The following is a 23,991-nucleotide window of genomic DNA, read 5'->3' on the forward strand; positions in this document are numbered from 1 at the left end:
CTCTAGCGGCGGTGCTGCAAAGCAGCTTGAAGACGATCTGCATAGGCGCTGCGCTCCTGCGCGCTCATCCCGATTATAGAGGCGGATAGGTTGCTCTGCGCGCGTTGCAGCCGCTGCGACGCTCCTGCGATTTGTTGCTGCATAACCGCATCAAATTCTGCAGCCCTAAAAGGCGTTTGGCGCAATAAGCGGATGGCGGCCTCAAATTGTATTTGCGCAGCCAATTTGGATTTTTCATCGCGGCCTGCCCGAAATTGCTTACCGATGGCGCGCCGTTGTTCTGGCTCAAGCGCACGAAAATACGGCGACATAGCTTGGCGGGATCCACCAGCATCGCGCCGATGCTCTGGATTATGGCGCCAAAACGCCCCCGCTAAAACCCCCGCAACGGCGATATTAAGCGCCAATGAAGCGCCAAGAAGTACTTTCCAAAAGCGCTTTGGCGCGCCACTTTGCTTTGGGTGTTGTGACATCTCTTATCCCTCCAAATATGTCAAATAGAGATCTTCAAACGGATCAGAGCTCTCAAACACACGCTCATTTTGACCCGATATCATATCATAGATTTGCGCCTCAACCTCTGGCGCTACCCCACCAAATTGAAAGCTCAAACCAGCGATCACAACCAAACTGGCCCAGCCTTTAAGGCCGCCAAGACCAGACCAAAAATTTGACCAAAAACCTGATAAGCCGCCCAGAAAACCAATATCGGAGCCATTGCTATCGGACTTTTCTGCCCCCTGCCTAGCCGTCAAGGCCTGAGCATTTTGCAAAACGCGGTCCCTCAGCTGATCTGAGGGGGCGGGAAGCGCCCGTTGCGCCGATAGAAAAAACGCCTCTAGATCTTCATGGTTTTGATCTTCAACTTTTTTCATCACGATATCCTAAGGCAGAAATTTCAGCTTCTAAGCAGGTCTTTAGCTGGCGCCGCCCACGCGCCAATAAACTTTCAACAGCTTCAATACTTACGGCCATTATTGCGGCAATCTCTGGGTTTGACAGCTCATCCAAATGCCGCATACGAAGGGCTTGAGCCTGCCGTGGGGGCAACTGATCCAGCGCCTTATAAAGCGCCGACGCGCGGCGTTCATCTTGCAAGCGCGCATCAACAGCCAAGCGGGGATCGATCGGCTCTGGCGCCTCTTCCAATGCCGTCATTGGCGGCTTGCGGCCGCGATCCTTGCACAAATTGGCGACCACTTGATAGAGCCATGTGCTAATTTTTGCCCGTCCGCTTTGCCAGTTCGGCGCAATTTTCCACAGCCGAAGCATCGCCTCTTGCGCAATATCCTCGGCATCCGCCGCATTTTGCAGCCGATGATAGGCTTGCGCATAAAGCTTTGGCATCAAACGCTCGGTCAAAATGCGCGCAGCCTCTGGCATCCCTTTCGCATAGGCTGCCAGAAGAGCGGTGTCATCCAACTGATCAGGTGTTTGAGACGGCATAGGCACGACTCCAGAGCAATATTTCTTTAATCAGCCGGTTTATTTTTTCCAAACCAACCCTGCTTGTGAGGGCGCTTTTTCAGTTGGTGCTTTTCAAAGACCGCAAATTCGGCCTCATCAATAACGCCATCTTGGTTGTGATCAAGCCGCTTAAAAAAACCTCCGCTTTGTCTTAGGGCTTTGGCGTGCTTTACCTCTTCTTGGCTCAGCGATCCATCACTGTTAACGTCAAAGCGCTTCATAATTAATGCAGCGCGCCGATCCACGCCTTGCGACAAGCCGGCAACCAATTCCTGACTGGAAATGGACAGGTTCGCATCGGTGTCAAAATTTTTAAATTGCAGCCTGCCGCGGGCCTTTGCGGTTTCCAAACAAGAAATTTCAGTCCGATTCACGCCAGCTGCGCCCTCTGATACTTCACTTTCAAGGCAGTCAGGCTTTGGTTCTGAAGCGGCAACAGAGCTGCCAATTATAGCCAAAGCGAGCGTAAATATGATATGGGATTTAAGTGACATTTCATTCTCCTAAATAAGGGTGGCTGCGCGCAGTCCACCAGATGGCAATATATATGAAACGCAGCGGCATAAGGTTTCCGTCGCTGAGTTTAAAAAAAAAATTGCGACACAGAGCCGCAAAGACATTTGTCCCCCCAAGCTTTAGACCGTTGCAAAAGCAAAACCTCGGCGCCGCGAAGGATTGAGATGCCAAACCCTATATTTGAGCCCGACACTCGCCCAATTTGGCGTTCTATGGGGTTTGGCTGGCGCCGCAAATGCCCAAATTGTGGCCAAGGCGCGCTGTTCAAAAATTATCTGAGCGTGCGCCCAAAATGTACCGTCTGTCGCCAAGATCTGTTCCATCACAGGGCGGATGATGGGCCCGCTTATCTGACAATTTTAATTGTGGCGCATATCATGGCGCCCTTATTGCACTTTACCTTCGTAACCTGGCGATTGGAGCCACTGGTTATGCTCAGCATTTTTACGGTTGGCTGTTTGGCCTTGTCGCTTTATCTTCTGCCACGTCTCAAGGGCGTTATCATCGCAGTGCAATGGGCCCGCTACATGCATGGTTTTGGCCATGAAGAAAACGCAAGGAACTCTGAAAATACATGATTCAGGATAAAACTGCCATCCGCCCCGCAGCCACGGTGATCGTGCTGCGCGATCGCGCTAGCGCGCCGAAGGTTCTAATGGGGCAAAGAGGCGCGCAAGCCGCCTTCATGCCGAACAAATTTGTGTTTCCGGGCGGCGCTGTTGATCCGCAAGACGCGGCAGTTCCACTTTTGAGCGAGATATCAAGCCCCTGCAAAGACAGGCTCAGCGAAGAGTCAGAGGGGCCCTCGGCGCAGGCCCTTTGCGCTGCGGCTATTCGGGAACTGTTCGAAGAGACCGGACAAATCTTGGGAAAACAGGCCGCTTGGCCAGATCCGGTCCCCGATGGGTGGCAGGCCTTTGCGACCGAGGGCTATCGACCGATTGCCGAGCCATTACAATTCGTGTTTCGCGCCATTACTCCGCCCGGGCGACCCCGGCGTTTTGATGCGCGGTTTTTTCTATTAGACGCGGCCTTCTTACAAAGCGATCTGGATGATTTTTCTGCCGCTTCAGATGAGTTATCGCATTTGCAATGGGTGCCGTTAGAGCACGCGCGCAGCTTTGATTTACCCTTTATCACCGAGGTCGTTATGGCTGAAATTGCGGGGCGCTTGGATGCGCCTGCCCCGCCGGATTCGGTGCCCTTTTTCAAAAATAAAGATGAGGAAAGTCAATTTTTAAGACTCAAAGGCCGTGATGTAAGCTTAAACGAGTAAACTAGGCAGCAAAGATTACCCCCAAAACGCTTAAGCCCAAAAACAAAATGCCAAATACTTCTCGACGGCTCACGCGCTCTTGAAAAAACAAAATCGAAACGCACAGGCTGAAAAGCAATTCGATCTGCCCCAAGCCTTTTACATAAGCGGCCGTTTGCAACGTAAAAGCTGTAAACCAGCCAAGTGATCCTAACAAACCGGTGACCCCAACCCAAAGCGCGGTTTTACGGGCGTGCCAGACGGCGCGCAGTTGGGATGGCTCGCGCAACCCCATCCAAACCCCCATCACGCAGGTTTGAAACACAATCACAACAAAAAGGCTCACAGCGGCGCGTAAAAAAGGCTGCTCATAAGGCAATTCTAAGCTCGCGGCGCGATAGCACACCCCTGAAATAGCAAAGAGCAAACCAGAGGCCAATCCCAATGCAGAGGCTCGATTGATCCACCTACTTCCGTCGCCCTGCCCCGAAAGTGGCTGTTTAGACAGGAGTAGAAGACCGATCAGCCCCAAAAGGATAGCCCCAAAGCCCAGACTGGAAATGCCTTCCCCCAGCAGCACAAACCCCACCAGCGCAACCAAAATGACTTCGGTTTTCTTAAACGTAATCCCGACCGCAAAATTGCGGTATTTAAACATGGAAAGCACGCATAAGGTTGCAAATATTTGGGTCAGGCCACCGACGCCCGCATATACCAAAAGCCGTGCGTTCAAGGCGGGAAATGCGATCGCATTCATCCCAAAATACACTGCCAAGCCGACAGTCAAAAACGGCAAGGCGTAACAAAACCGAGCGAATGTGGCGCCTGTTGCGCTTAACGCGTCGCTGCTTAAGATTTTTTGTAGCGTAAAGCGAAGCGTTTGAAACGTAGAGGCCAGCAAAGTTGCGATAATCCAAAGTTCCATAGCGTTTCAAACATCACTTCTTTCAGCCAATTTCAACAGATTATTCGAAAACGCAACGCCATAGTCACCTCAATAGGGCATTGGATGCGCCTTATGAACATCGGCGATATCCGCCAGACACTCTGGCGAAAGCGTGATATCTACCGAGCCTAGCGCCCATTTCAATTGATCAAATTGCGTTGCGCCAAAAATTGCCGAACACATGAAGGGGCGGGTGCGACACCATGCCAATGCCATGTGAACAGGATCAACCTGATGGCGCTGTGCAACTTTTAAATATGCCGCAACGGCGGGCAAAACGCGCGGCGTCATCCGCCCGCCCAGATCATGGCTTAACGACAAGCGGGACGCATCGGGTATAGCGCCGTCTTGATATTTTCCTGTCAGCAGCCCGGTCGCCAACGGAGAAAAGGCCAGTAACCCGACATCTTCATTCACGCTTAATTCCGCCAAATCCGTGTCATATAGTCGGCAGAGAAGCGAATATTCATTCTGCATTGTGGCCACGCGGGGCAGCCCCCGATCCTCGGCAAGGCGCAACCATTGTGCGGTGCCCCATGCGCTTTCATTTGAAAGCCCAAAATGGCGAATATTACCTTTATCCACTTGGCTTTGAAGCGCCTCAAGACACTCTTGCATATTGGCAAGCGTTTCGGTTCGGTTCTGCGATGAAGGATCATAGGACCAATTCTTACGGAACATATAAGATCCCCGATTGGGCCAATGAAATTGATACAGATCAATATAATCGGTTTGCAAACGGCGAAGGTTACCCTCAATCGTTTCGGCAATGGTCGCAGCGCTGATCGGCGCGCCATCGCGCACATAGCCCAAACCTTCTCCAGAATGTTTGGTTGCCAGAATATACGCATCACGCCGCGCAGGGTTTTTGGCGTTCCAGGTGCCAATAATTTCTTCGGTGCGGCCTATTGTTTCTTTGGCAATTGGGTTGACCGGATACATTTCAGCCGTATCGATGAAATTTATTCCATTTCCCAGCGCAAAATCAATTTGGGCATGCCCATCGGCCTCAGAGGTTTGGCTGCCGAAGGTCATCGTTCCCAGACAAAGCTCGGATACATAAAGCCCGCTGCGGCCCATCGCATTCATTTTCATACCAAAATCTCCTTAACCGACTGGTTTAACAGTGATCTATCATTTCACTGGAAAGTGCAATCAATCGTAAAGACCCGATGAAAAATCTGCGGGCCCGATGAAAAGTTTCACGCTGACAGCAGGGTGTTATGTGATGCGCAAACCATCGATATTATAGCTTATTTTTATTGAGAACAAATCATGAACATATATAAAGGCATTATGGATATTAACTTACTGACTCGACAAAATCGCAGCACGCGGCCCCAAATCGCTCCCTTTCAGACTCAAAATCTGGATATCCGCTTAGATTTAGGGCGGGTGCATGAATGCGCCGGACGCGCCAGGCGCAGCTTTGCCCTGATGCTCGCAGCACAGCTTTCGGGGCCAATTTTATGGATCACGCCCCAATATGAAACACAGCGCCCGAACCCAGACGGGATACAGCCTTTTTTGGATCCGGCCCGGCTGCTTTTTGCCACACCGCAGCGGCCAGTGGACAGCCTGTGGTGTATGGAAGAAGCCTTGCGCAGCGGTGTTGTCCCTTTGGTGGTTGCAGATTTGAACGACTATCCAGCGCTCACGCCGGTACGCCGGTTACATTTGGCAGCAGAAACCGGCGCAAAATACAGCGCAAAAGCGCCGCCGCTTGGGGTGCTATTAACCCCCGATAAAGGTGGTGCGGCAGGGGTTGAAACACGATGGCTTTTGCAACCAGACAGCACAGAAGAGCAACCCGGCTGGCAGCTCAAGCGCTTAAAGGCGCGGCGCGCACCACCGCGCGCTTGGCATATCGCGCAAACCCCTGATTATTGTTTCACTGCCATGACCTAAATCATACATTAACGCGCATTAACGACCGCCAATGTCGACTATATGCTAGTAGCGCCGCCCGAAAAGCGGCAAATAGAAATTTATGAGACTTTTACTTTCTTTTGCGGCACTTTTTCTATCCGTTGTGTTGCTGCAAACCTCTACGGGCGGCCTCGGTCCGCTTGATGCCTTATCGGGCTTTGCCTTGGGATTTACCACCCAGCAAATTGGCTTGCTCGGTTCTGCGCATTTTTTTGGATTTCTAATTGGCTGCTGGTGGGCGCCAAGAGTGATGGGCAAGGTTGGCCATTCGCGTGCATTTGCAGCGTTTACCGCCACCGGAGCCATCGGATTATTGGCGCATATGCTGGTGCTTGATCCTTATGCATGGGCGGGTATGCGCATCGCTTCAGGCCTGTGTATTGCAGGCTGCTACACGGTGGTTGAAGCTTGGATGCAAGCCAAGGTTACCAATAGCACGCGCGGTCGCGCGATGGCCACCTATCGCATTGTTGATCTGGGTGGCTCGCTGGGCGCGCAATTGCTTATCAGCGTTTTGCCCGCAGCAAGCTATGTTTCCTATAATATCTTGGCGCTGCTATGCTGCGCCACGCTGATCCCCTTAACCTTGACCACGGTTCAACAACCGGCAACACCCAGCGCACCCCGGTTGCGCCCCTCTCTTGCAATACAGCGTTCTCCCCTTGCCGCCGCAGGAGTTTTGGTCGCGGCCTTATCAGGTGCATCTTTTCGAATGGTCGGGCCCGTCTATGGCAATGAAATAGGCTTAAGCGCCGCGCAACTTGGCTATTTTCTGGCAACGTTTGTTTTGGGGGGCGCAATCGCGCAATATCCAATCGGCTGGCTGGCAGATAAATATGATCGGCGATGGGTTTTGATCTGGCTGTCTATTGCTGCAATCCTCAGCTGCATCCTCACCGCCAGCTTCAGCAACAGCAACATCACCGTGGTTCTGATTATGGCCGCTTTGTTCGGTTTCACCACTTTTCCCATCTATTCGGTGGCCACTGCGCATGCGCATGATTTTGCCAGCTCGGAAGAACGAGTTGAATTATCCGCAGCGCTGCTGTTCTTTTTTGCCTTAGGCGCGATCGCGGCGCCCTTTATCGCCTCGCAATTGATTTCATCCTTTGGACCCGCAGCCTTATTCATTCTTATTGCGCTGGGGCATGTGGCTTTGGTGATTTTTGGCCTCAACCGTATGCGAGTGCGGCCAACAGCCACCGAAAAAACACCCTATGTATATGCCCCGCGCACCACATTCACCATTGGCCGCTTATTGGGCAGCAGCAGAGAGCGCGGCAACTCTGTGCGCTCTAAAACGGATGAACATTAAAATGGCACCATGACCTGCCCATGCGGACCTTTAGCAAAACGCGGCATGCTCTTTCCCCGACCGCGAACTTAGTCTAGAGGAAGGGCCAGCTAAGAATGAGGCCAGCATGACACGTCACCTGATTACATCGGCAATCCCCTACATCAACGGGGTGAAACATCTGGGCAACCTCATTGGCAGCCAGTTGCCTGCAGATCTTTTCGCGCGTTATCAAAGGGCACGTGGCAATGAAGTGCTGTTCTTATGCGCAACCGATGAGCATGGAACCCCGGCCGAGCTGGCTGCGGCAAAAGCGGGCAAACCTGTGGCCGAATATTGCGCCGAGCTGCACGCCATTCAGGCCAAAATTGCCAATGGATTTCGCCTATCATTTGACCATTTCGGCAGATCATCCAGCCCGCAAAACCAAAAGCTGACGCAATATTTTGCCGGCAAACTGGCCGATGCAAACCTGATCCGGGAAGTGCAAGAAACCCAGATGTATTCGCCCACCGATGGCCGCTACCTTCCCGATCGCTATATCGAGGGAACCTGCCCGAATTGCGGATTTGAAGATGCGCGGGGCGATCAATGCGATGAGTGCACCAAACAATTAGACCCTGCCGATTTGATCAACCCCCGCTCTACGATATCCGGAGCAACGGATCTAGAACGGCGCCTAACCAAACATCTTTACCTTCGCCAAAGCCAGATGCGCGACCAGCTGCAAACCTGGATTGATGGTAAAACCGATTGGCCGCTTTTAACCGTTTCAATCGCAAAAAAATGGCTAAATGACGGCGATGGCTTGCAAGATCGCGGCATCACCCGCGATTTAAATTGGGGCATTCCAGTGCGTAAAGGCGAAGATCCTTGGCCCGGCATGGAAGACAAAGTGTTCTATGTCTGGTTTGATGCGCCGATCGAATATATTGCCTGTGCGCAAGAATGGCAGGATGCCGGCAAAGGCAGCGACTGGCAGCGCTGGTGGCGCACCGATAAAGGCGCGCAGGATGTCACCTATACGCAGTTTATGGGCAAAGATAATGTACCTTTCCACACGCTCTCTTTTCCGGCCACAATTTTAGGGTCGGGCGCGGCTTGGAAATTGGTAGATTATATTAAATCTTTCAATTATTTGAATTATGATGGCGGGCAATTTAGTACCTCGCGCGGGCGCGGCGTCTTTATGGATCAAGCGCTCGAGATATTACCGGCAGACTATTGGCGCTGGTGGCTGCTAAGCCATGCACCAGAAAGCTCGGATGCCGAATTCACCTGGGAAAATTTTCAAGCCAGCGTCAATAAAGATCTGGCGGATGTGTTGGGAAATTTTGTCAGCCGTGTCACAAAATTTTGCCGCAGTAAATTTGGTGAAGCGGTTCCAGAAGGGGGCAGTTTAGGGCCAGAGGAAAAGCAGCTGATCGCCGATTTAACCGCCCGGTTGCGCATGTATGAAGACCTGATGGAACGCATGGAAGTGCGCAAATCAGCGGCTGAATTGCGCGCGATCTGGGTGGCCGGAAATGAATATCTGCAAAACGCGGCCCCTTGGGCCACCTTCAAAACCGACCCTGAAAAAGCCGCCGCGCAAATTCGTTTGGCGCTGAACCTCATCCGCTTCTATGCGGTCTTGTCTAGCCCGTTTATTCCCGATGCCAGCGCCACGCTGATGACGGCAATGCAAAGCAGCGATGATCGCTGGCCGGATGGCGATGTTGAAGCCAGCCTAACCCGTTTGCAACCCGGGCACGGGTTCAGCGTGCCAGATGTGACATTTCGTAAAATTAGTGATGAAGAAGCTGCAGAGTGGAAATTAAGGTTTTCCGGCGGTCAAAGCGCCGAGGCTAATCAGGATATTTAAGCCTATAATACAAGCGGCCGATCATTTCGCGAACGCATAAAGACGTCTCTTCGAAGGCCTCTGCTGTGGGCAAAAAATCTAGAAAGTTGGCCTGTTTATATGTGGCGCGAAAATCTACCGGATACGGATGGATCATCAGACCTTGCGCGGCAAAAACCTGCTGGGCGCGCGGCATATGAAACGCCGAGGTTACCAAAACAATGCGGCGTTGCTCTTGGGGCATTAAAGCAGCGATGGCGCGCGCTTCTTGATCGGTGTTCTGCACCGGAGGCGTCAGCCTGATTTGTTTTGGATCAACCCCGTATTTCTTGGCTAAATCGGCCAAAACCTCGCCCTCGGCCGCGCCCTTACTCCAAGGCAGTTGACCCCGTGTGAGGATTAATAAAGGCGCTTTCTGATGCTCAATAAGATCAATCCCTGCAAATAAACGGTCTGCAGCATCATTGAATTCATAGAAAACCCGATCACCGCTCGAAACCGCGCGCAGCATTCCGCTTAACACAACGATTGCATCTGCCTTTGGGACGGCGTCTGCGGAAGATATCTCCCTGCCCTGTTCCAACTTTTCCAGAAGGGTCTGCGACACAACTGGTAAAGATCCAAACCATAAGATCAACAAAGCGAAACCTGAAAACCGGCGTTTGCGAAACAAGATTGCGCAAAACAGGCAAATAAGCGCCAGCCCCAAAGGGCTTAAAAACAGCGGTAAAATTTTATGCGCATATATCATCAAAAAATTCCGCTCTTCCCGCCTGCGAGAGTTGTCTAACAGATTTATGCCTTATCCAAAAAGGCGTTGCATCGAGCGCATTCTCTAAATCTCGGTTTCTTTTTACACGTGGTTTTGAAACAATATGGGCCTATTGTTTTGGATCATACTAAATTGTCAAAATCGCCTAATTTGACCGAAAGTTGTAACAATTGAAGGGTGGGCACCAACTCTTTCATCTCATCCACTTTGATGGCGCGGCGGCCCTGCCGTAATTCTATCGCCCGACCTTTGTAAAACACCGATAATTGTATCGTCCCATCCAGCGTTTCCAGCCACCATTGTTTGATTTTAAGGGGCACTTCCACTTTTCTAACATTACCGTTCACATCACTGCGCCACGTATAGCGCACAGGACGATAGGTGCGATCGGTTAAAAGACGGATTTGTTCTTCCAGATCCTTGGTTAATTGATCGCGTTTTTTTCGGATCAAGCGTATATGATCTTCCGCATCCTCAACAACAAAATTGAAGGACTCAAAGACCTGTGATTTTGCGCCGTGATTTGATTTTGCACTAAAATGCGTCGTCATACCCTAACCCTGATGTCTCAAAAGCCAAAATAACTTTTGATTGCAGCCAAACCCTTTAGATACCGCGCCTATGAGACGGGCTCATCTAAAACTACGCCTTTCTCGAATATACGGCGCTGCCAAGAATTTGTTTAGCTTGATTGTAAAGAATCGCGGCAAGCGCGCAGGTGCCATGCGCTACCTATGTTCAAAAATGGGCACTATTGACAAAAATAGCCCCCCTAATGTTCTGCCGCTCCGCTTGGCAAGCCTTTCAAAGCCTGCGCAGATTTTTGAAGCTGTGCCTCATTTTGCACCCGCCAATCGGCGTAATGCTCAGACACGCGACCCCGCAGCGTTTCGCCCGAGCACGGCCGGCCAATCGCCTCCATAAAATCGGCGCAGGCCGCAAGAGCCGCCTCGTCAAGCACCAAAGGGTTTGATCCGGTTTTCAATTCAGTGTGGCGCCAATAGGCCATGAAAATATGATCATCATCCCGGTCAGGCGCCGCCTGCGCATGTGGTTTGGCAAGATCAAGAAAGGCAGCAAGCTCTTCTGCCATTCCAGCGGGAAGCGGATGCTTTTGCAAATGACCGCTGCGCAAAAGCTCTGACAAGACCTGCAAATCGCGCGAAACCTCATATGTGTTCCAAAGAAGCTGAAGCTCGGCTTGCTCGCGTTGCTGCTCTGATTGACAAAAACGCGATTGTTCTTGGTGCTGAAACGCCCGCGCTGGTTCTATGGGCCGGCTGTAGCGGGCGGGTTTTTTTTGCATGGGCTGCACCGCTTGGCCAGGCTGCATTGGTGTTCTGGTAAGTTTTTTTTGTTCAAAATTCTCGGCCAAAGCGTCAATTCGATTGGCTTTGAGGCGCGCCGCTTTTACCGATAGCTTGGGATGCACCCCCAGCTTAATACGCTCGTCTTCGCCCAAAAATTCAGAGCAAAGATACCAAGTTTTTGCACCAGAACCCGATATAGAGAGGCAAAGCCCCTCTACCACAGAATCATATAAATGCCGTGATTGACCGCTGCGCTGTAAGCTTGCGATCAGTTCCTCGGTCAAACGCATCAAACACTCCATCTGGGGCGGATAAATTTATCCTGCCTCAATGAAAGTAACGTCCATATTCCAAAAATGTTCAGTCGGCGGTGCAAAAATGATGGCGCCGGTAGGATGACCCAAAAAGACGTCTAGCTAAAAAAAAGATAAAATCAGGCGCCCGCGAGCGGCGGACACCATGATTGTTTAACCAATAATATCCAGAAAGGTTTGTGATCCGCGCATGGCGGCTTCGGATTTTTGAGCATCCATATTGTAATAGCCCCCAAGATCCACGGCTTTGCCTTGCAGCGCAGACAGCTCGGCTATGATGGTGGCTTCATTCTCCGCCAATGCCCCAGCAATCGGGGTAAAATGTGCCGCAACATCTGCATCATCTTTTTGCGAGGCCAGCGCCTGAGCCCAATATAGAGCGAAGTAAAAATGGCTGTCGCGGTTATCGGGCTGCCCAACCCGGCGCATCGGCGATCTGTTATGATCCAAAACGCCTTGCACAGCGGCATCCACCGCATCACCTAGAATTTTGGCTTTTGCATTTTCTTTTACATCTGCCAAGAAATTAAAGCTTTCTCCAATGGCGCAAAACTCCCCCAAGGAATCCCAGCGTAGATGGTTTTCTTCCATCAATTGCTGCACGTGTTTGGGGGCCGAGCCCCCTGCTCCGGTTTCGAACAAGCCGCCGCCATTCATCAGCTTTACGATCGAAAGCATTTTGGCAGATGTGCCCAGCTCTAAGATCGGAAATAAATCGGTTAGATAATCGCGCAGCACATTTCCGGTTACAGCAATTGTATTGCGCCCATCGCGGATTGTTTCAAAACTGGCGCGGGTCGCGGCGCGCGGCGCCATAATCACAAATTTATCAGAAACGCCTGCAGCGGCCAATAAAGGGCGCACATAAGCAATCAGCTCAGCATCATGCGCCCGCGCCTCATCCAGCCAGAAAACCGCCTGGCAATTTTCAGCTTTTTGTCGATCGATTGCCAGCTTTACCCAATCTTCAATCGGCGCTTTACGCGTTGAGGCCGAGCGCCAAATATCACCTTTTTCCACGAGCTGTTCGTGCAAAACATCACCATTGGCGAACACCATTCTCACGGTGCCCTCTTCAGGAATTTCAAATGTCGTGGGATGCGAGCCGTATTCTTCAGCTTTTTGCGCCATAAGGCCAACATTTTGTACAGTGCCCGCGCGCGTTGGATCTAACGCACCGTTCTTTTTGCAGTCTTCAACAGCCTCTTCGTATACCGCTGCATAAGAACTGTCTGGAATAACGCAATTTGCATCCGCCTCAGCGCCATCGGGCCCCCAGCCTTTGCCACCTGCGCGGATCAAAGCCGGCATCGACGCATCAATAATCACATCGGAGGGCACGTGCAAATTGCTGATACCCTTATCCGAATTCACCATATAAAGCGGTGGGCGGTCTGCCAACACATCCGCAATCGCGGCCTCTATCTGATCTTTTTCAGGAAGTGATTGAATATCCTCGATCATCGCGCCAATCCCAGAATTAGGATTGATGGCCGCAGCCTGTAAAACATCACCAAAACGGTCAAAAACCGGTTGCAAATAGGCTTTTACTGCATGGCCGAAAATAATCGGGTCCGACACTTTCATCATGGTGGCTTTTAAGTGCAAGGAAAACAAAACACCGTCTTTTTTTGTTGCCTCGATTTGGCCATCCAAAAACTGCCTTAAAGCTTTAGCCGACATAAAGGTGGCATCCACAATCGTACCTTCTGGAAAGTCTAAACCGTCTTTCAACACCTGAACATTACCATTCGCGCAGACCAATTCGATCCGCGCCGGGCCTGCCTGCGCCGCGCTCAGCGTAACCGAGCGCTCATTCGATCTGAAATCCCCAATTGACATACTGGCCACGCTGGTTTTGCTCGACGCGCTCCACGCGCCCATGGAATGCGGATTGGCCATCGCATATTTTTTCACCGCACGGGCAGCGCGGCGATCCGAATTGCCCTCGCGCAGCACCGGGTTTACCGCTGAGCCTTTGATCGTATCAAATTTCGCGCGCACTTGCTTTTCGGCATCGCTTGCCGGATTTTCAGGATAATCGGGAATATCATAACCCTGCGCTTGTAATTCTTTGACCGCCGCCACCAATTGTGGGACCGAAGCCGATATATTCGGCAATTTGATCACGTTGGCCTCAGCCGTTTTGACCAGCTGGCCCAAAGCCGCCAGATCATCTTCCTGGCGTTGCTCCGCCGTTAAATTTTCGGGAAAAATCGCGATGATCCGACCCGCCAGAGAAATGTCTTTTGTTCCAATAGAAACGCCTGCAGCCGCCGCAAAGCTGCGCACAATCGGCAGTAACGAAACAGATGCTATTTGGGGTGCTTCATCTACTTTTGTAAAAATAATATCGGGGGTTGTGCTCTCAGTCATCGCTCTCGCCTCTTTCCTGCTTTGCGGTTGCTTTAGAGGATCCACCGATGTTTGTCCAATGGCTGAGCTGGTAAAAAACCTTAAATCTAAACGTCAACCGGCCGCGCGGCCAACAGCCGCTCGATCGATGCCCACGCCTTTTCGAAAAACGCTTTAAAAAGACCGCGCGCCTTGCGCCTCCTCAGGTGCTACCGGCATCATTGTTGTTTGTAAAATCGCAATTTTTTGTTGGGTTTTTTCGGTGATCGCAAAGAGATCCGCAACCACCACAGACAGTCGGCGCCCGGGGCGGATAACCCGCCCAACCGCACATAGCGTGTCACCTTTTGCTGGCGCCAAATAATTGATTTTCGACTCAACCGTCAGAATATTATGACCCAGCGGTAAATACGTGATTGCAGCATATCCAGCAGCCGTATCCGCCAAAGAAAAGCCAAACCCCGCATGCGCAAACCCATGCTGATTTAAAATAGCCTCTGCAATGGGAGCTTCAATTTCAACATGCCCTAAAGACAATTTGGTCATCTTAGCCGAAAAGCTCTTCAGTAAATTTTGGGTCTGGTAATCCCCATGAATATATTGGGCAATCTCAGGGTTTAAATCTTGCATTCAATGTATCCCGTAAGCTCGTTTAATAGACGCCAGCAGCGGTTATGACCCCGCCGCTGCTGTACAAGCTGTGTAACAGAGCAGTCGTTAACACAAAAGTTTTACCGTATGTTTCTTTTTCACTCAGCTAGAGGGGCGAGATCGTTCATCTAGGAATGACTGCGGCTGAACTTGAAATACCAAAACCTTTTGAAACAGGAAAACAATGTACGGCCGGCCGGTTTTTATGCAGGCTAATTATCTCAAAATGTAATTTTAATCGTGGCTTATTTGCTTTAAGTTCTGTTCACGACGTGCGGGTAAAGCTTTGGGTTTTGACTATAGAAAATTAAAGGAACTGATATGAATTTTGAGGGAGATCTCAGCCTGTTACAGCGCAAAATGGCCGCAAGCAGCGCCGGTGTACAGCGGCGCCAAGCCGTGATGGAGGCCCTGAATGTGAGAAGTGGGCAAAGTATATTGGATCTTGGCTGTGGCGGTGGCCATTTGGTTGAAGAGTTGGCATGCGCCGTCGGTCCGCACGGCAAAGCCTTTGGTTTAGATCCTAGCAAAACGCAAATCCAAGCGGCACGCGAGCGGTGTAACCGTTTTGATCAGGCTACCTTTTTTTGTTGTATGGCAGATGAAATCGCGCTGAAAGCCGCCTCATGCGATGCGGTCGCATCCATTCAAACGCTTGAGTATATTGAAGATGTTGACGCGGCTTTATCTGCTGTCATACCGCTTTTGAAAGCACAGTCAAAATTCGTAAATATCTCAATTTTATGGGATCATTTTAAATTTCATGGTGCGGATGAGGCATTAAACACCCTCATCTTCGACGCGTTTCGCGCGCATTGTTTTCATCAGATGCTGCCAATGGAGCTGCCTGGAAAATTAGCTAAACTGGCCATTCGTAATATTCACACACGGTCCTTGGCGTTTGTGATCACGCAGCGCCATGAAAATTCTCCGGCACGGTTTACCGAGGCAGTGATGGCAAATTTTGCGTTGCGCCAAGGAATTGCAGAAGACAAGGTGCGCGATTGGCAAACCCAGCTTGCCGAAGCCGAAAAACAGGGGCGCTTCGGCTTCGCCAGCTTCCCCGTATTAACCACCGGAACGCTGGCTTAACGACAAGCGCAGCCCTTGAGGAATATCTTTAAAGCACACGGAAATCATCAAACCCAGAGCGGCAATGTTTTTGAGATTTTATGGTCACAACTGAAAAAATCACGCTAAGGTCATGGTTGGACGTGTAAAAATTTTTAGGGAGGCCGCGTGAATACTCAGACAGGTTCTTTCTCTTCTAGCGCGCGCGGTTCGCAGCCCTCTCAAGGGGTTTTTGCCCAGCTTGGTTTGCATGTTGATGATCCTTTTGCCGGATTATCCACATTATCTCGCGTTGGGTTCTACATAACCTTGAACCCGATAGAAGGCGCAACATGAATATTGCAGGTGGCATAGACCTCGGAGGCACAAAAATCGAAGCCCAGCGCTTTGATCACAATTGGGATATTGGCGAAAAGCGCCGCATTGACACGCCAAAAACCTATCCCGAGCTTTTAAGCACCATGGCCATGCTAATCAGCTGGCTGAAAGGTAGCGATGCCGCTCTGCCAATTGGCGTGGCAGCAGCCGGGTTGCTCAATCCGACCACCGGAGCCTCGATTGCCGCCAACCTTCCAAGCCATGGGCAAAAATTTCACCGTGATTTAGAGGCCGAATGTAACGCAGCGCTCACCCTGACTAATGATTGCCGTGCCTTCGTTCAAGCGGAAGCCCGCTTTGGATCTGGATCTCAAACAGGCTGCATGCTCGGAATAGTGCTGGGTACGGGCGTAGGCGGAGCCATAGCAATCAATGGTTGTTTGGTAAATAACGGCCACGGACAATCGGGCGAATTTGGACATTTACCCATGCCAGCAGAAACCGTTGCACAGCATAAGCTGCCGCTTCTCATATGCGGATGCGGGCGCAAAGGCTGCTATGAAACGCTGGCCTCGGGCCCTGGGCTTGAACGGTTGGCGTTTCACCTCTTGGGGCGAAAAATTTCTGCGCATCGCCTGATCTTCGAAAAAAAAGCGCAACCTGATTTAGAAAAGATCTGGCAAATTTGGTGTAGCGTAAATGCGCAGCTTCTTCATGCGCTAATCCTGACCATCGATCCGCATATCATCGTGCTGGGCGGCGGGCTTTCCACCATAGAGGGCTTAATACCAGCGTTGGAAAAGCATCTGGCGCGCCTTCAATGGGATGGTTTGCCAATTCCCGTGATCAAAAAAGCTGCGCGCGGTGAAACGGCAGCGGCCTTGGGGGCCGCTTATCAGGCGTGGCAAGGGGCGCAAAATGTCTGAGCTGCCGCGCGAATTCATTGCGCGCTACACAGCGGGCGGCGCGGTTGGCATTGCTTCGGTTTGCTCCGCGCATCCCGAAATATTGATCAATCGCTTGCATTTTCTAATTTTTACCTTTGCGCAAGTGTTGGCGCCCAAAGTCATTAAGCGCTCTGCAGCAGTGATAAAAACCACTGCTTTGGCTCTGGCGCGCGCGAAGGTCCACTGGGCGCTTCCGGCGTATTCTTTCGAGGGTGCAGATGACTAGTCACAATGATGTTGATTATTGGCTCTGCCCAGACCAGCTGTTCGAAAACGGCGTTTTGAAACATGGGCGCGCGCTTGGCATCACAGAGGGTAAGGTTGAAGCTGTCAAAGCGCAGGACGCCCTGCCCCAAAATGTAAATTTAAAGCGCGTTGCGGGTATAATTTCGCCGGGCTTTGTGGATTTACAAGTCAATGGCGGTGGCGGCGTTTTGCTCAACGCAACCCCCACCGCAGAGGCCATGTGGGCAATTGCAAAAGCGCATCGTCAATTTGGCACAACCGCGCTGCTGCCCACCGTGATCACCGACCATCCAGATATATTGGGCAAAGCGGCCCAAGCCGCGCTCACAGCCTTCGGCAAAAACGGCATCTGCGGCCTGCATATTGAAGGCCCGCATATTTCACAGCGGCGCCGCGGCACGCATAACGCAGACCATATCCGTCCGTTTGATGACATGACTTTGAACAGCGTTGATAAATTATGCATGGCCAAAATACCCGTTATGATTACCCTTGCGCCCGAGATTGTGCCACCAGATCATATCGCAAAGCTTGTGAACATGGGCGCTATCGTCTCGATCGGGCATTCAGAGGCTGCTCCCGCAGATATCACTGCGGCGCGCTTGGCCGGGGCGCGCTGCTTTACGCATCTTTTCAATGCCATGTCGCCGATGCAGGGGCGGGATCCCGGGGTGACCGGCACGGCCATTCTGTCAAGCTCTTATGTGGGGATCATCTGCGATGGCATCCATGTCGCCGATGACATGGTTGCCTTGGCGCTGCGCGCGCGGCCCGAGCCAAATTTGACGTTTCTTGTCTCAGATGCGATGCCAACCGTTGGTGGGCCTTCACAATTTGACCTGTATGGGCAAAGTATCAAACTTGATCAAGGGCGGCTGATAAACGCAGAAGGTTCGCTGGCTGGCGCGCATACAACATTGGCTGCTGGTATTCGCCGACTGGTCTCAAACCTAAACATACCTGTGCAAACCGCGCTCAAAATGGCAATTTCAGTCCCCTGTGCGGTGATGGGTCTAGACCTTGATCGACTGCAAGGCCAGAAGATTGAGGCGCTCTTACATTTGAACGCGCAAGGCTCCTATACTGGGCCGGTTTCCCAGATTAGCCCCCCTCAAAAACCCAGATAACGCAATCAAACAAGCGGGTGGCGCGCCTCACATACAGGGGCGGTGGCTTGACGTTGCGGGGGTATATAAGAAAGCTTGCAAGCCGCTATTGATGGTGGTGCAGATTGGCTCGAACTTTGCGCCAGTTTAGCCCTAGGCGGATGAACCACAACAATATACTAGTTAGTCTTGGCAAACCTTTTATCGATCTCTTGTTATGCCATAAGCCGCCCGTGCGCCGGCAATTTTAACTTCAGTTCTGAAACATTTTCTCACATGCGGGGCGAGGTCAAGCGGAACGCGAAGCGAAGTTGGTAGGCGCCATGCTAGGGGCACATAGAGAGAGGCGAAATTCACGCCGATTGGCCGCTTGAAAACACGCGGCCCACGGATCGGGCACATCGCTGCATCAATTTATCAATAATCTGAATGATCTGTTAGATTCTGCATCACGCTTTACGCTCGAATTTCGAACGAAATCTAATATCTGGCGATACACAATATGCGAAAGACGGATTGGAACCCAGCGGTTGAGATGATCATCACGATGCGCGGCGGCGGGCTGCCTCAGTCAGATTTACAAGACTTTATCTCCTATAGAGCTCCCAAGGAATTTCATGGTTCTTGTCATCGGAATTCAAAGCTTACCCCTTTCGCGGCGGCGGGCTGCCCCGAGCTTGCTTACTATCGCCGCAAACCGGTACTTAGATTGTAAGAGAGATAAAACTTATCTGAAACAAACCCGCTCTGGCCTAAGGCTGTTGAGGCCGCGCTATTCACGTGGCTCAGCGTGAACTTGTGGGAAAAGCCTTGCTTAATTCATAAAGAGCGGCAGCTCACGATAAAGCGCTGTACCGGGGCGCATAACTTGTTTTCGGCACGGCCTGCAAGGCGCAGCGCTCTGGCTGAAAAGATGCCTTTTGATCACTTCAAAACGCGTCTTTTCCGCCCGATGCGCCCCGAAGTTAATATCTGATAAACTATTGGAGTTAGAGTTTGCACTCTGCTACGATTCGATAACGCCTGGTTCTAATACCGCACAAATAAAGGAAAAACCGTGTCGGAAGAAATCTGGACAATTATCAAATACAAGCCAAAAGAAGGTTGCGAAGACAAATTTGTTGAGGGTCTCAAGCGCCTGGAACAAATCATCGAGAAATCCAAAGCAGGTCAAGAATTTCAAAATAAATTCATCAAAATTGACAGTGGAGAATATGTGCAAATTATAGGTCTTCCCAATTTAGAATCTTTGCTCGACGGGCAAATTGAAGGCCTAGATTGGCTGGATAGCGTCGACCAATTGCTCGACTATTATGAAGATGACAGCCGCACCGAAGCTTTCTCGGGCTTTGTCATTGATTGAAACCGCCCCTACCCGGGCTTACGCTATATTGGAGCCGTAAATTATGACAAAAATCGCAATAGTAACGGGCGCCTCCCGAGGCTTTGGCCGTGGAACCGCGCGCATTCTCGCAAGCGAAGCCGGCTATAAGGTCTATGCGACAGCAAGAACAGAATCTGCTTTGCACAGTCTTCAAAAAGAAGTGGCTGAAAGCAATGCTGCGGGTGAGGTTATCCCGGTTGTATTGGATCAAAGTGATGATCAGGCGGTGGCCGAGTTTGTGCGCCGCGTAAGCGCGTCGGAAGAAAAAATCGATCTTCTTGTCAATAGCGCCTATGCCGGACTGATCGCCATGACACCACATTTTGGAAAGCCGTTTTGGGAACGTCCCATTTCGGTTTTTGATGGCTCAATGGATATTGGCGTTCGCGGCGCTTATGCGATGAGCGCATTGGTGGCACCCGCAATGGTAAAGGCCAAAAACGGGTTGATCGTTCAAATTTCGAGCTATGGCGGGTTCGCATATGTTTTTGACGTGGGCTACGGGGTTGCCCATGCCGCGATGGACCGGCTCAGTTTTGATATGGCCACCGAATTACAAGACCATAATGTGCGTGCCGTCACGCTGCACCCGGCAGGTGGACAAACAGAAGTCACAGCCTTTCCCCAGGGCGAAAGCCCGACCTATGTGGGGCGCGCTGTTATGGCGTTGGCTGAAAAAGCCGATGATGTATATCTTACAAAAGCAAATGGAAAAACGCTGTTTACATCCGAACTTGCCCAAAAATTCGATTTCTCTGAAGACGGTCAAACAGATGGCAGTTTAAACCAAGCCAGAGTAGAGGCTCTTCAACCCTTCAAAGACATCAGCGCAAAACGGCTGGCTCAATACGATTTTGACGCGCCGTTGCCAAACCCTTCAGATACAAATAATCCAGATTTTGCGGCTCTTTTCCCGGGGGCAAAAAACTTCAAGCAATGACGAATAAGAAGCTAAAGCTTAGGTGGCATTAGACGGCCACCTAAGCGTCTGATACAGGCCATACCTATCAAAAAACTGCTGGAAACGCTTGCTCAAGCGGGCAATAAATCCGCTGGCATGTTTTGGTAGCAGACCGGGCGCAGGAAGCGGCGGATTGCCATAGTTCCCACCGAAGTGGCGCCAAAATTGGTTGACGCTGGATAAGGTCCGCCATGCACCATCGCGCCGGCCACTTCAACACCCGTTGGAAATCCGTTCACAAGCACCCGGCCTGCTTTGCGCTCTAAATGGGGCAGCAAGCGCTGGGCATGGGCTTTATCACCGTCCTCCATCTGCAAAGTACAGGTCAATTGCCCTTCAATGGCGCCAGCCGCTGCCACCATTTCATCGATATCGTTTGCTTCCACGATGATCCCCAAAGGTCCAAATACTTCTTCTTGCAAATCAGGGCTGTGCAGCCAATGTTCCAACGAAACCCGGAACAGGTTGGGCAAAGCCGTGCGCCCAACAGACTCTGTGGTGAAAAGGGGCTCGACATGCGCCGCTGATGCCACTGCGTTTGTTCCATGTCTATAGGCGGACGCGATGCCATCCGTCAGCATCACCTGCGCGCCTGCCCCGCTTAAGGCCGCAATGCTGGCCTCGGCAAATTCATTGGCCTGCGCGCCTGCAATCACGAAAGCAATGCCGGGATTGGTACAAAACTGCCCCGCCCCCATGGTTAATGAGGCCGCCCAACCTTGGGCAAGCGCCCCGGCGCGAGTTTGCATCGCCTTTGGAAGGCAGAACATCGGATTGACCGAACCCAATTCGCCAAAAAACGGAATAGGCTCAGGCCGGCTCATGCACAGATTGAACAAAGCCCTCCCACCAGCCAAAGACCCTGTAAACCCAACGGCCCGGATCAGCGGGTGCTGTACGACTTGCGCGCCCACCTCATGCGTGCTGCCCTGCAAAAAGGAAAAAACGCCGGGATGTTGATCGGTGGCTTTCATCGCGCGCGCAATCGCTTGCGCGATGATTTCACCGGTTCCAGGATGCGCAGGATGGCCTTTCAAAACAACCGGACAGCCAGCGGCCAAGGCCGCAGCCGTATCTCCGCCTGCGGTTGAAAAGGCCAATGGAAAATTAGACGCCCCAAAAACCGCCACAGGGCCGATTGGGCGTTGCATCAAACGTAAATCGGGGCGTGGCAATGGCGCGCGATCGGGCAAAGCAACATCATGGCTTTGTTCCAGATAGCTGCCCTGCTCGATATGATCGGCAAAAAGGCGCAATTGGCCGGTTGTGCGCCCGCGCTCCCCTTCCAACCGGGCTTCGGGTAGACCCGTTTCCTGATGCCCGATTTCAGTGACCAACGCTCCAACCGCCTCTATTTCATCTGCGATGGTGCGCAGGAAGGCCGCGCGCGCATTCTGGCCGCTCCAGCCATAGCTCATAAACGCCTCTTCGGCAGCGTTTACCGCTGCGTCAACATGGCTTTGGCTGGCTTCTGAAAAGTGACGGACCGGGCCGGTGCTGGGCGCTGAGGCAAACAGTGCGTCACCGCTGAGCCATTTGCCCGCGATGAAATGTTGGCCGGTAAGGTTTAAATCGGTCATTGGCTGCTCTCCTGATCTGCCAGATGGGTTTTTGCCATGCGCACCAATAAATCAAACGCCTGCTGCGTGGCGCTGACATTGGCTTTCTTCTGCCCGACAATATCAAACGCAGTTCCATGCGCAGGCGTGGCAACCGGAATCGGCAAGCCGCCGGCTATGGTCACGCCCCGCTCAAACCCCATGAGCTTGATCGCAATTTGTCCTTGATCATGATACATGGTGACCACCGCATCAACTTCCCCGCGCTGGGCTTTGAGGAACACAGTGTCCGAGGGCCATGGTCCGGTGACATGCATTTGGCGGTCCTGACAAGCTTTGACAGCAGGCGCCAAAATATCGATCTCTTCGCGGCCAAATTTCCCGTTATCACCCGCATGCGGGTTAAGCGCTGCCACGGCAACATGAGGCCTTGTTTTTCCAGACTTTTTCAGCGTGCTATACGCCAAGTCAACGGCGCGCATGACCGCGGGCTGATCAATATTCGCCGCCACATCCTTTAATCCAATATGGCTGGTCACCCGCGTGGTCATCAATGCGTCCAAAACATTAATTTCACTATGATAGCCTTCAAACCCCAAATAGCGCGCCATATAGCGATGTTCATCTTCCGCGTTAAGGCCAGCTAGGGTCAGCGCGGCTTTATTGAATGGGGCAAATAAAATACCGTCGATGGTGTTGCTTTGCGCCAAATCAAGCGCTTTATCAAGGCAGCGCAAGGCGCTGTTGCCGCTGGCTTGCGTCACTGTCGCGATCTGCACATCTTCCGCAGCAATCGTCGCAAGGTCAAGATGCGCCAACGCAAACCCAGTTGACAGATTGGCTTCGTCAATCGTTTTGAGATGCAGCGGCAATCCCGCCTGCTTCGCCCCACCTTCCCACAGATGTGCATCGCCGATAAGAAGCACATCCGCCTGCGCCAAAACCGCCGGCTCTTGCAGCAGCTTTGCGATTAATTCAGGGCCTATGCCCGAAGGATCACCGGGGATAATACCCAACCGCGGCCGCCTCATGCCGAGGCCTCGTCAGATCGACTAGACAGTTCTGCCAATGCCGCCGCCACGTTTTTCTCAGCTGTGCGTAAATGGTTTTGTAACGCTTCTGCGGTTGCGCGGGGATCGCGCGCTTGCAACGCGTCGATAATTTTTGAATGTTCCATCCGGGTTTCTGGCCGCCCTTCTTCGCGCTGCGAGGAGAGGAAGCGAACCCGCCAAAGCCTTGCATTATAGGTTGTGTGCGTTTCAGCCAGCGCTTTATTGCGCGCTGCGGCGACAATTGCCTGATGAAATTGCATATCAAGGCGAAAGGCTTGCAATTGCTCTTCCGCGCCGCGCGCCTCTTTAATCGAAGCATTCAGCTGCTCGATGGCGTCAATTTCGCTATCGCTTGCCTGCGCGCACGCCCATTGCCCGGCCAGCGCCTCCAACGCGCCTTGCACCCTTAGACAATCATTAATTTCCGCAAGGGAGGGATCTGCAACAAAAGGCCGGCGAGAATGCGTATACGAAACCAGCCCCTCATTGGCCAATAAGCGGATGGCTTCGCGCATCGGGGTTCGACTGACCCCAAGCGCTTGCGCCAAATCACGCTCAGGCAGTTGCGTTCCGGGCGGCAGTTGACCAAGCAAGATCATTTCGCGCAACTGTAATGCCGCGTCTTCAGATAGGCTTGGGCTGCGCGCAAGCCCATCTTTTTCAATGATATTTATCAGCTTTAGGGCTGTATTCAC

At 51.9% G+C, this 23,991-nt stretch carries 27 protein-coding genes; 13 read left to right on the forward strand and 14 right to left on the reverse strand.

Annotation, left to right across the window (positions count from 1 at the left end; genetic code table 11):
- Nucleotides 1-2: 2 nt before the first annotated feature.
- The 4 genes from UM181_01300 to UM181_01315 are packed head-to-tail and all read right to left on the reverse strand — an operon-like array spanning nt 3 to nt 1,961.
- Nucleotides 3-473 (reverse strand): periplasmic heavy metal sensor, encoded by a 471-nt coding sequence (locus tag UM181_01300; GenBank protein ID WQC63276.1) that lies wholly within the window; start codon nt 471-473, stop codon nt 3-5.
- A gap of 3 nt (nt 474-476) precedes the next feature.
- Nucleotides 477-875 carry a hypothetical protein gene (locus UM181_01305; GenBank protein WQC63277.1) on the reverse strand — a complete coding sequence of 133 codons (399 nt, stop codon included), beginning with the start codon at nt 873-875 and terminating at the stop codon, nt 477-479.
- Complete coding sequence (locus tag UM181_01310; protein ID WQC63278.1) at nt 862-1,446, reverse strand: sigma-70 family RNA polymerase sigma factor; 585 nt, start codon at nt 1,444-1,446, stop codon at nt 862-864. The genes UM181_01305 and UM181_01310 overlap by 14 nt, the downstream gene beginning before the upstream one ends.
- Before the next feature lie 26 nt (nt 1,447-1,472).
- Nucleotides 1,473-1,961 (reverse strand): hypothetical protein, encoded by a 489-nt coding sequence (locus tag UM181_01315; GenBank protein ID WQC63279.1) that lies wholly within the window; start codon nt 1,959-1,961, stop codon nt 1,473-1,475.
- A 186-nt stretch (nt 1,962-2,147) separates the two neighbouring features.
- Between UM181_01315 and UM181_01320 the strand changes: the two genes are divergently transcribed.
- Together UM181_01320 and UM181_01325 are read left to right on the forward strand one after the other, a co-directional pair.
- On the forward strand, nt 2,148-2,561 hold the full coding sequence (locus UM181_01320; protein WQC63280.1) for a DUF983 domain-containing protein: 414 nt from the start codon (nt 2,148-2,150) through the stop codon (nt 2,559-2,561).
- Entirely contained in the window at nt 2,558-3,259 is a 702-nt protein-coding gene (locus UM181_01325) for an NUDIX hydrolase (protein ID WQC63281.1), read from the forward strand. The genes UM181_01320 and UM181_01325 overlap by 4 nt, the downstream gene beginning before the upstream one ends.
- Before the next feature lies 1 nt (nt 3,260).
- Here the strand turns inward: UM181_01325 and UM181_01330 are convergent, their stop codons facing one another.
- Both UM181_01330 and UM181_01335 read right to left on the reverse strand, forming a co-directional pair.
- A complete protein-coding gene (locus tag UM181_01330; protein ID WQC63282.1) occupies nt 3,261-4,163 on the reverse strand; it encodes a DMT family transporter in 903 nt (300 codons plus the stop codon).
- Between the two features lie 69 nt (nt 4,164-4,232).
- A complete protein-coding gene (locus UM181_01335) occupies nt 4,233-5,279 on the reverse strand; it encodes an aldo/keto reductase (protein ID WQC63283.1) in 1,047 nt (348 codons plus the stop codon).
- Between the two features lie 180 nt (nt 5,280-5,459).
- Here UM181_01335 and UM181_01340 point away from each other — a divergent pair, with 180 nt between their 5' ends.
- The 3 genes from UM181_01340 (at nt 5,460) to metG (ending at nt 9,271) form a co-directional block, all read left to right on the forward strand.
- Nucleotides 5,460-6,092 carry a hypothetical protein gene (locus UM181_01340; GenBank protein WQC63284.1) on the forward strand — a complete coding sequence of 211 codons (633 nt, stop codon included), beginning with the start codon at nt 5,460-5,462 and terminating at the stop codon, nt 6,090-6,092.
- A gap of 82 nt (nt 6,093-6,174) precedes the next feature.
- Nucleotides 6,175-7,428 (forward strand): MFS transporter, encoded by a 1,254-nt coding sequence (locus tag UM181_01345; protein WQC63285.1) that lies wholly within the window; start codon nt 6,175-6,177, stop codon nt 7,426-7,428.
- A gap of 106 nt (nt 7,429-7,534) precedes the next feature.
- The gene (gene metG / locus UM181_01350; GenBank protein ID WQC63286.1) at nt 7,535-9,271 is read left to right on the forward strand and encodes a methionine--tRNA ligase; all 1,737 of its coding nucleotides are present in this window, start codon (nt 7,535-7,537) and stop codon (nt 9,269-9,271) included.
- On the opposite strand, the gene UM181_01355 is transcribed toward metG, so the two are convergent.
- From UM181_01355 to UM181_01375, 5 genes are all read right to left on the reverse strand, one after another.
- Nucleotides 9,255-10,001, reverse strand: a complete 747-nt coding sequence (locus UM181_01355; protein ID WQC63287.1) for a YdcF family protein — start codon at nt 9,999-10,001, stop codon at nt 9,255-9,257. The genes metG and UM181_01355 overlap by 17 nt on opposite strands.
- 143 nt (nt 10,002-10,144) lie before the next feature.
- Nucleotides 10,145-10,573, reverse strand: a complete 429-nt coding sequence (locus tag UM181_01360) for a DUF6641 family protein (protein ID WQC63288.1) — start codon at nt 10,571-10,573, stop codon at nt 10,145-10,147.
- Nucleotides 10,574-10,794: 221 nt separating this feature from the next.
- Nucleotides 10,795-11,622 carry an Arm DNA-binding domain-containing protein gene (locus UM181_01365; GenBank protein ID WQC63289.1) on the reverse strand — a complete coding sequence of 276 codons (828 nt, stop codon included), beginning with the start codon at nt 11,620-11,622 and terminating at the stop codon, nt 10,795-10,797.
- Between the two features lie 177 nt (nt 11,623-11,799).
- The gene (locus UM181_01370; GenBank protein ID WQC63290.1) at nt 11,800-14,022 is read right to left on the reverse strand and encodes an NADP-dependent isocitrate dehydrogenase; all 2,223 of its coding nucleotides are present in this window, start codon (nt 14,020-14,022) and stop codon (nt 11,800-11,802) included.
- Nucleotides 14,023-14,175: 153 nt separating this feature from the next.
- Complete coding sequence (locus UM181_01375; protein ID WQC63291.1) at nt 14,176-14,631, reverse strand: PaaI family thioesterase; 456 nt, start codon at nt 14,629-14,631, stop codon at nt 14,176-14,178.
- 342 nt (nt 14,632-14,973) lie between these two features.
- Here UM181_01375 and UM181_01380 point away from each other — a divergent pair, with 342 nt between their 5' ends.
- The 8 genes from UM181_01380 (at nt 14,974) to UM181_01415 (ending at nt 20,664) form a co-directional block, all read left to right on the forward strand.
- Entirely contained in the window at nt 14,974-15,744 is a 771-nt protein-coding gene (locus tag UM181_01380; protein ID WQC63292.1) for a methyltransferase domain-containing protein, read from the forward strand.
- Nucleotides 15,745-15,891: 147 nt separating this feature from the next.
- A complete protein-coding gene (locus UM181_01385; protein ID WQC63293.1) occupies nt 15,892-16,059 on the forward strand; it encodes a hypothetical protein in 168 nt (55 codons plus the stop codon).
- Nucleotides 16,056-16,967 (forward strand): ROK family protein, encoded by a 912-nt coding sequence (locus UM181_01390; GenBank protein ID WQC63294.1) that lies wholly within the window; start codon nt 16,056-16,058, stop codon nt 16,965-16,967. The genes UM181_01385 and UM181_01390 overlap by 4 nt, the downstream gene beginning before the upstream one ends.
- Entirely contained in the window at nt 16,960-17,214 is a 255-nt protein-coding gene (locus tag UM181_01395) for a hypothetical protein (protein WQC63295.1), read from the forward strand. The genes UM181_01390 and UM181_01395 overlap by 8 nt, the downstream gene beginning before the upstream one ends.
- Nucleotides 17,207-18,361: an N-acetylglucosamine-6-phosphate deacetylase gene (locus UM181_01400; GenBank protein WQC63296.1), complete on the forward strand. Its 1,155-nt coding sequence runs from the start codon at nt 17,207-17,209 to the stop codon at nt 18,359-18,361. The genes UM181_01395 and UM181_01400 overlap by 8 nt, the downstream gene beginning before the upstream one ends.
- 481 nt (nt 18,362-18,842) lie before the next feature.
- Entirely contained in the window at nt 18,843-19,055 is a 213-nt protein-coding gene (locus tag UM181_01405) for a hypothetical protein (protein WQC63297.1), read from the forward strand.
- A 342-nt stretch (nt 19,056-19,397) separates the two neighbouring features.
- Nucleotides 19,398-19,703 carry a hypothetical protein gene (locus UM181_01410; protein ID WQC63298.1) on the forward strand — a complete coding sequence of 102 codons (306 nt, stop codon included), beginning with the start codon at nt 19,398-19,400 and terminating at the stop codon, nt 19,701-19,703.
- A 43-nt stretch (nt 19,704-19,746) separates the two neighbouring features.
- Complete coding sequence (locus tag UM181_01415; GenBank protein WQC63299.1) at nt 19,747-20,664, forward strand: SDR family NAD(P)-dependent oxidoreductase; 918 nt, start codon at nt 19,747-19,749, stop codon at nt 20,662-20,664.
- A 92-nt stretch (nt 20,665-20,756) separates the two neighbouring features.
- Here UM181_01415 and UM181_01420 read toward each other — a convergent pair whose 3' ends face one another.
- From UM181_01420 to UM181_01430, 3 genes are read right to left on the reverse strand one after another with little or no spacing between them, the layout of a single operon-like run.
- The gene (locus UM181_01420; protein ID WQC63300.1) at nt 20,757-22,265 is read right to left on the reverse strand and encodes an aldehyde dehydrogenase (NADP(+)); all 1,509 of its coding nucleotides are present in this window, start codon (nt 22,263-22,265) and stop codon (nt 20,757-20,759) included.
- A complete protein-coding gene (locus UM181_01425; GenBank protein ID WQC63301.1) occupies nt 22,262-23,275 on the reverse strand; it encodes a 4-hydroxythreonine-4-phosphate dehydrogenase PdxA in 1,014 nt (337 codons plus the stop codon). The genes UM181_01420 and UM181_01425 overlap by 4 nt, the downstream gene beginning before the upstream one ends.
- Nucleotides 23,272-23,991, reverse strand: a complete 720-nt coding sequence (locus UM181_01430; GenBank protein ID WQC63302.1) for a GntR family transcriptional regulator — start codon at nt 23,989-23,991, stop codon at nt 23,272-23,274. The genes UM181_01425 and UM181_01430 overlap by 4 nt, the downstream gene beginning before the upstream one ends.

It is taken from the genome of Alphaproteobacteria bacterium US3C007 (assembly GCA_034423775.1).
Classification (GTDB): Bacteria; Pseudomonadota; Alphaproteobacteria; order Rhodobacterales; family Rhodobacteraceae; genus Thalassovivens; species Thalassovivens spotae.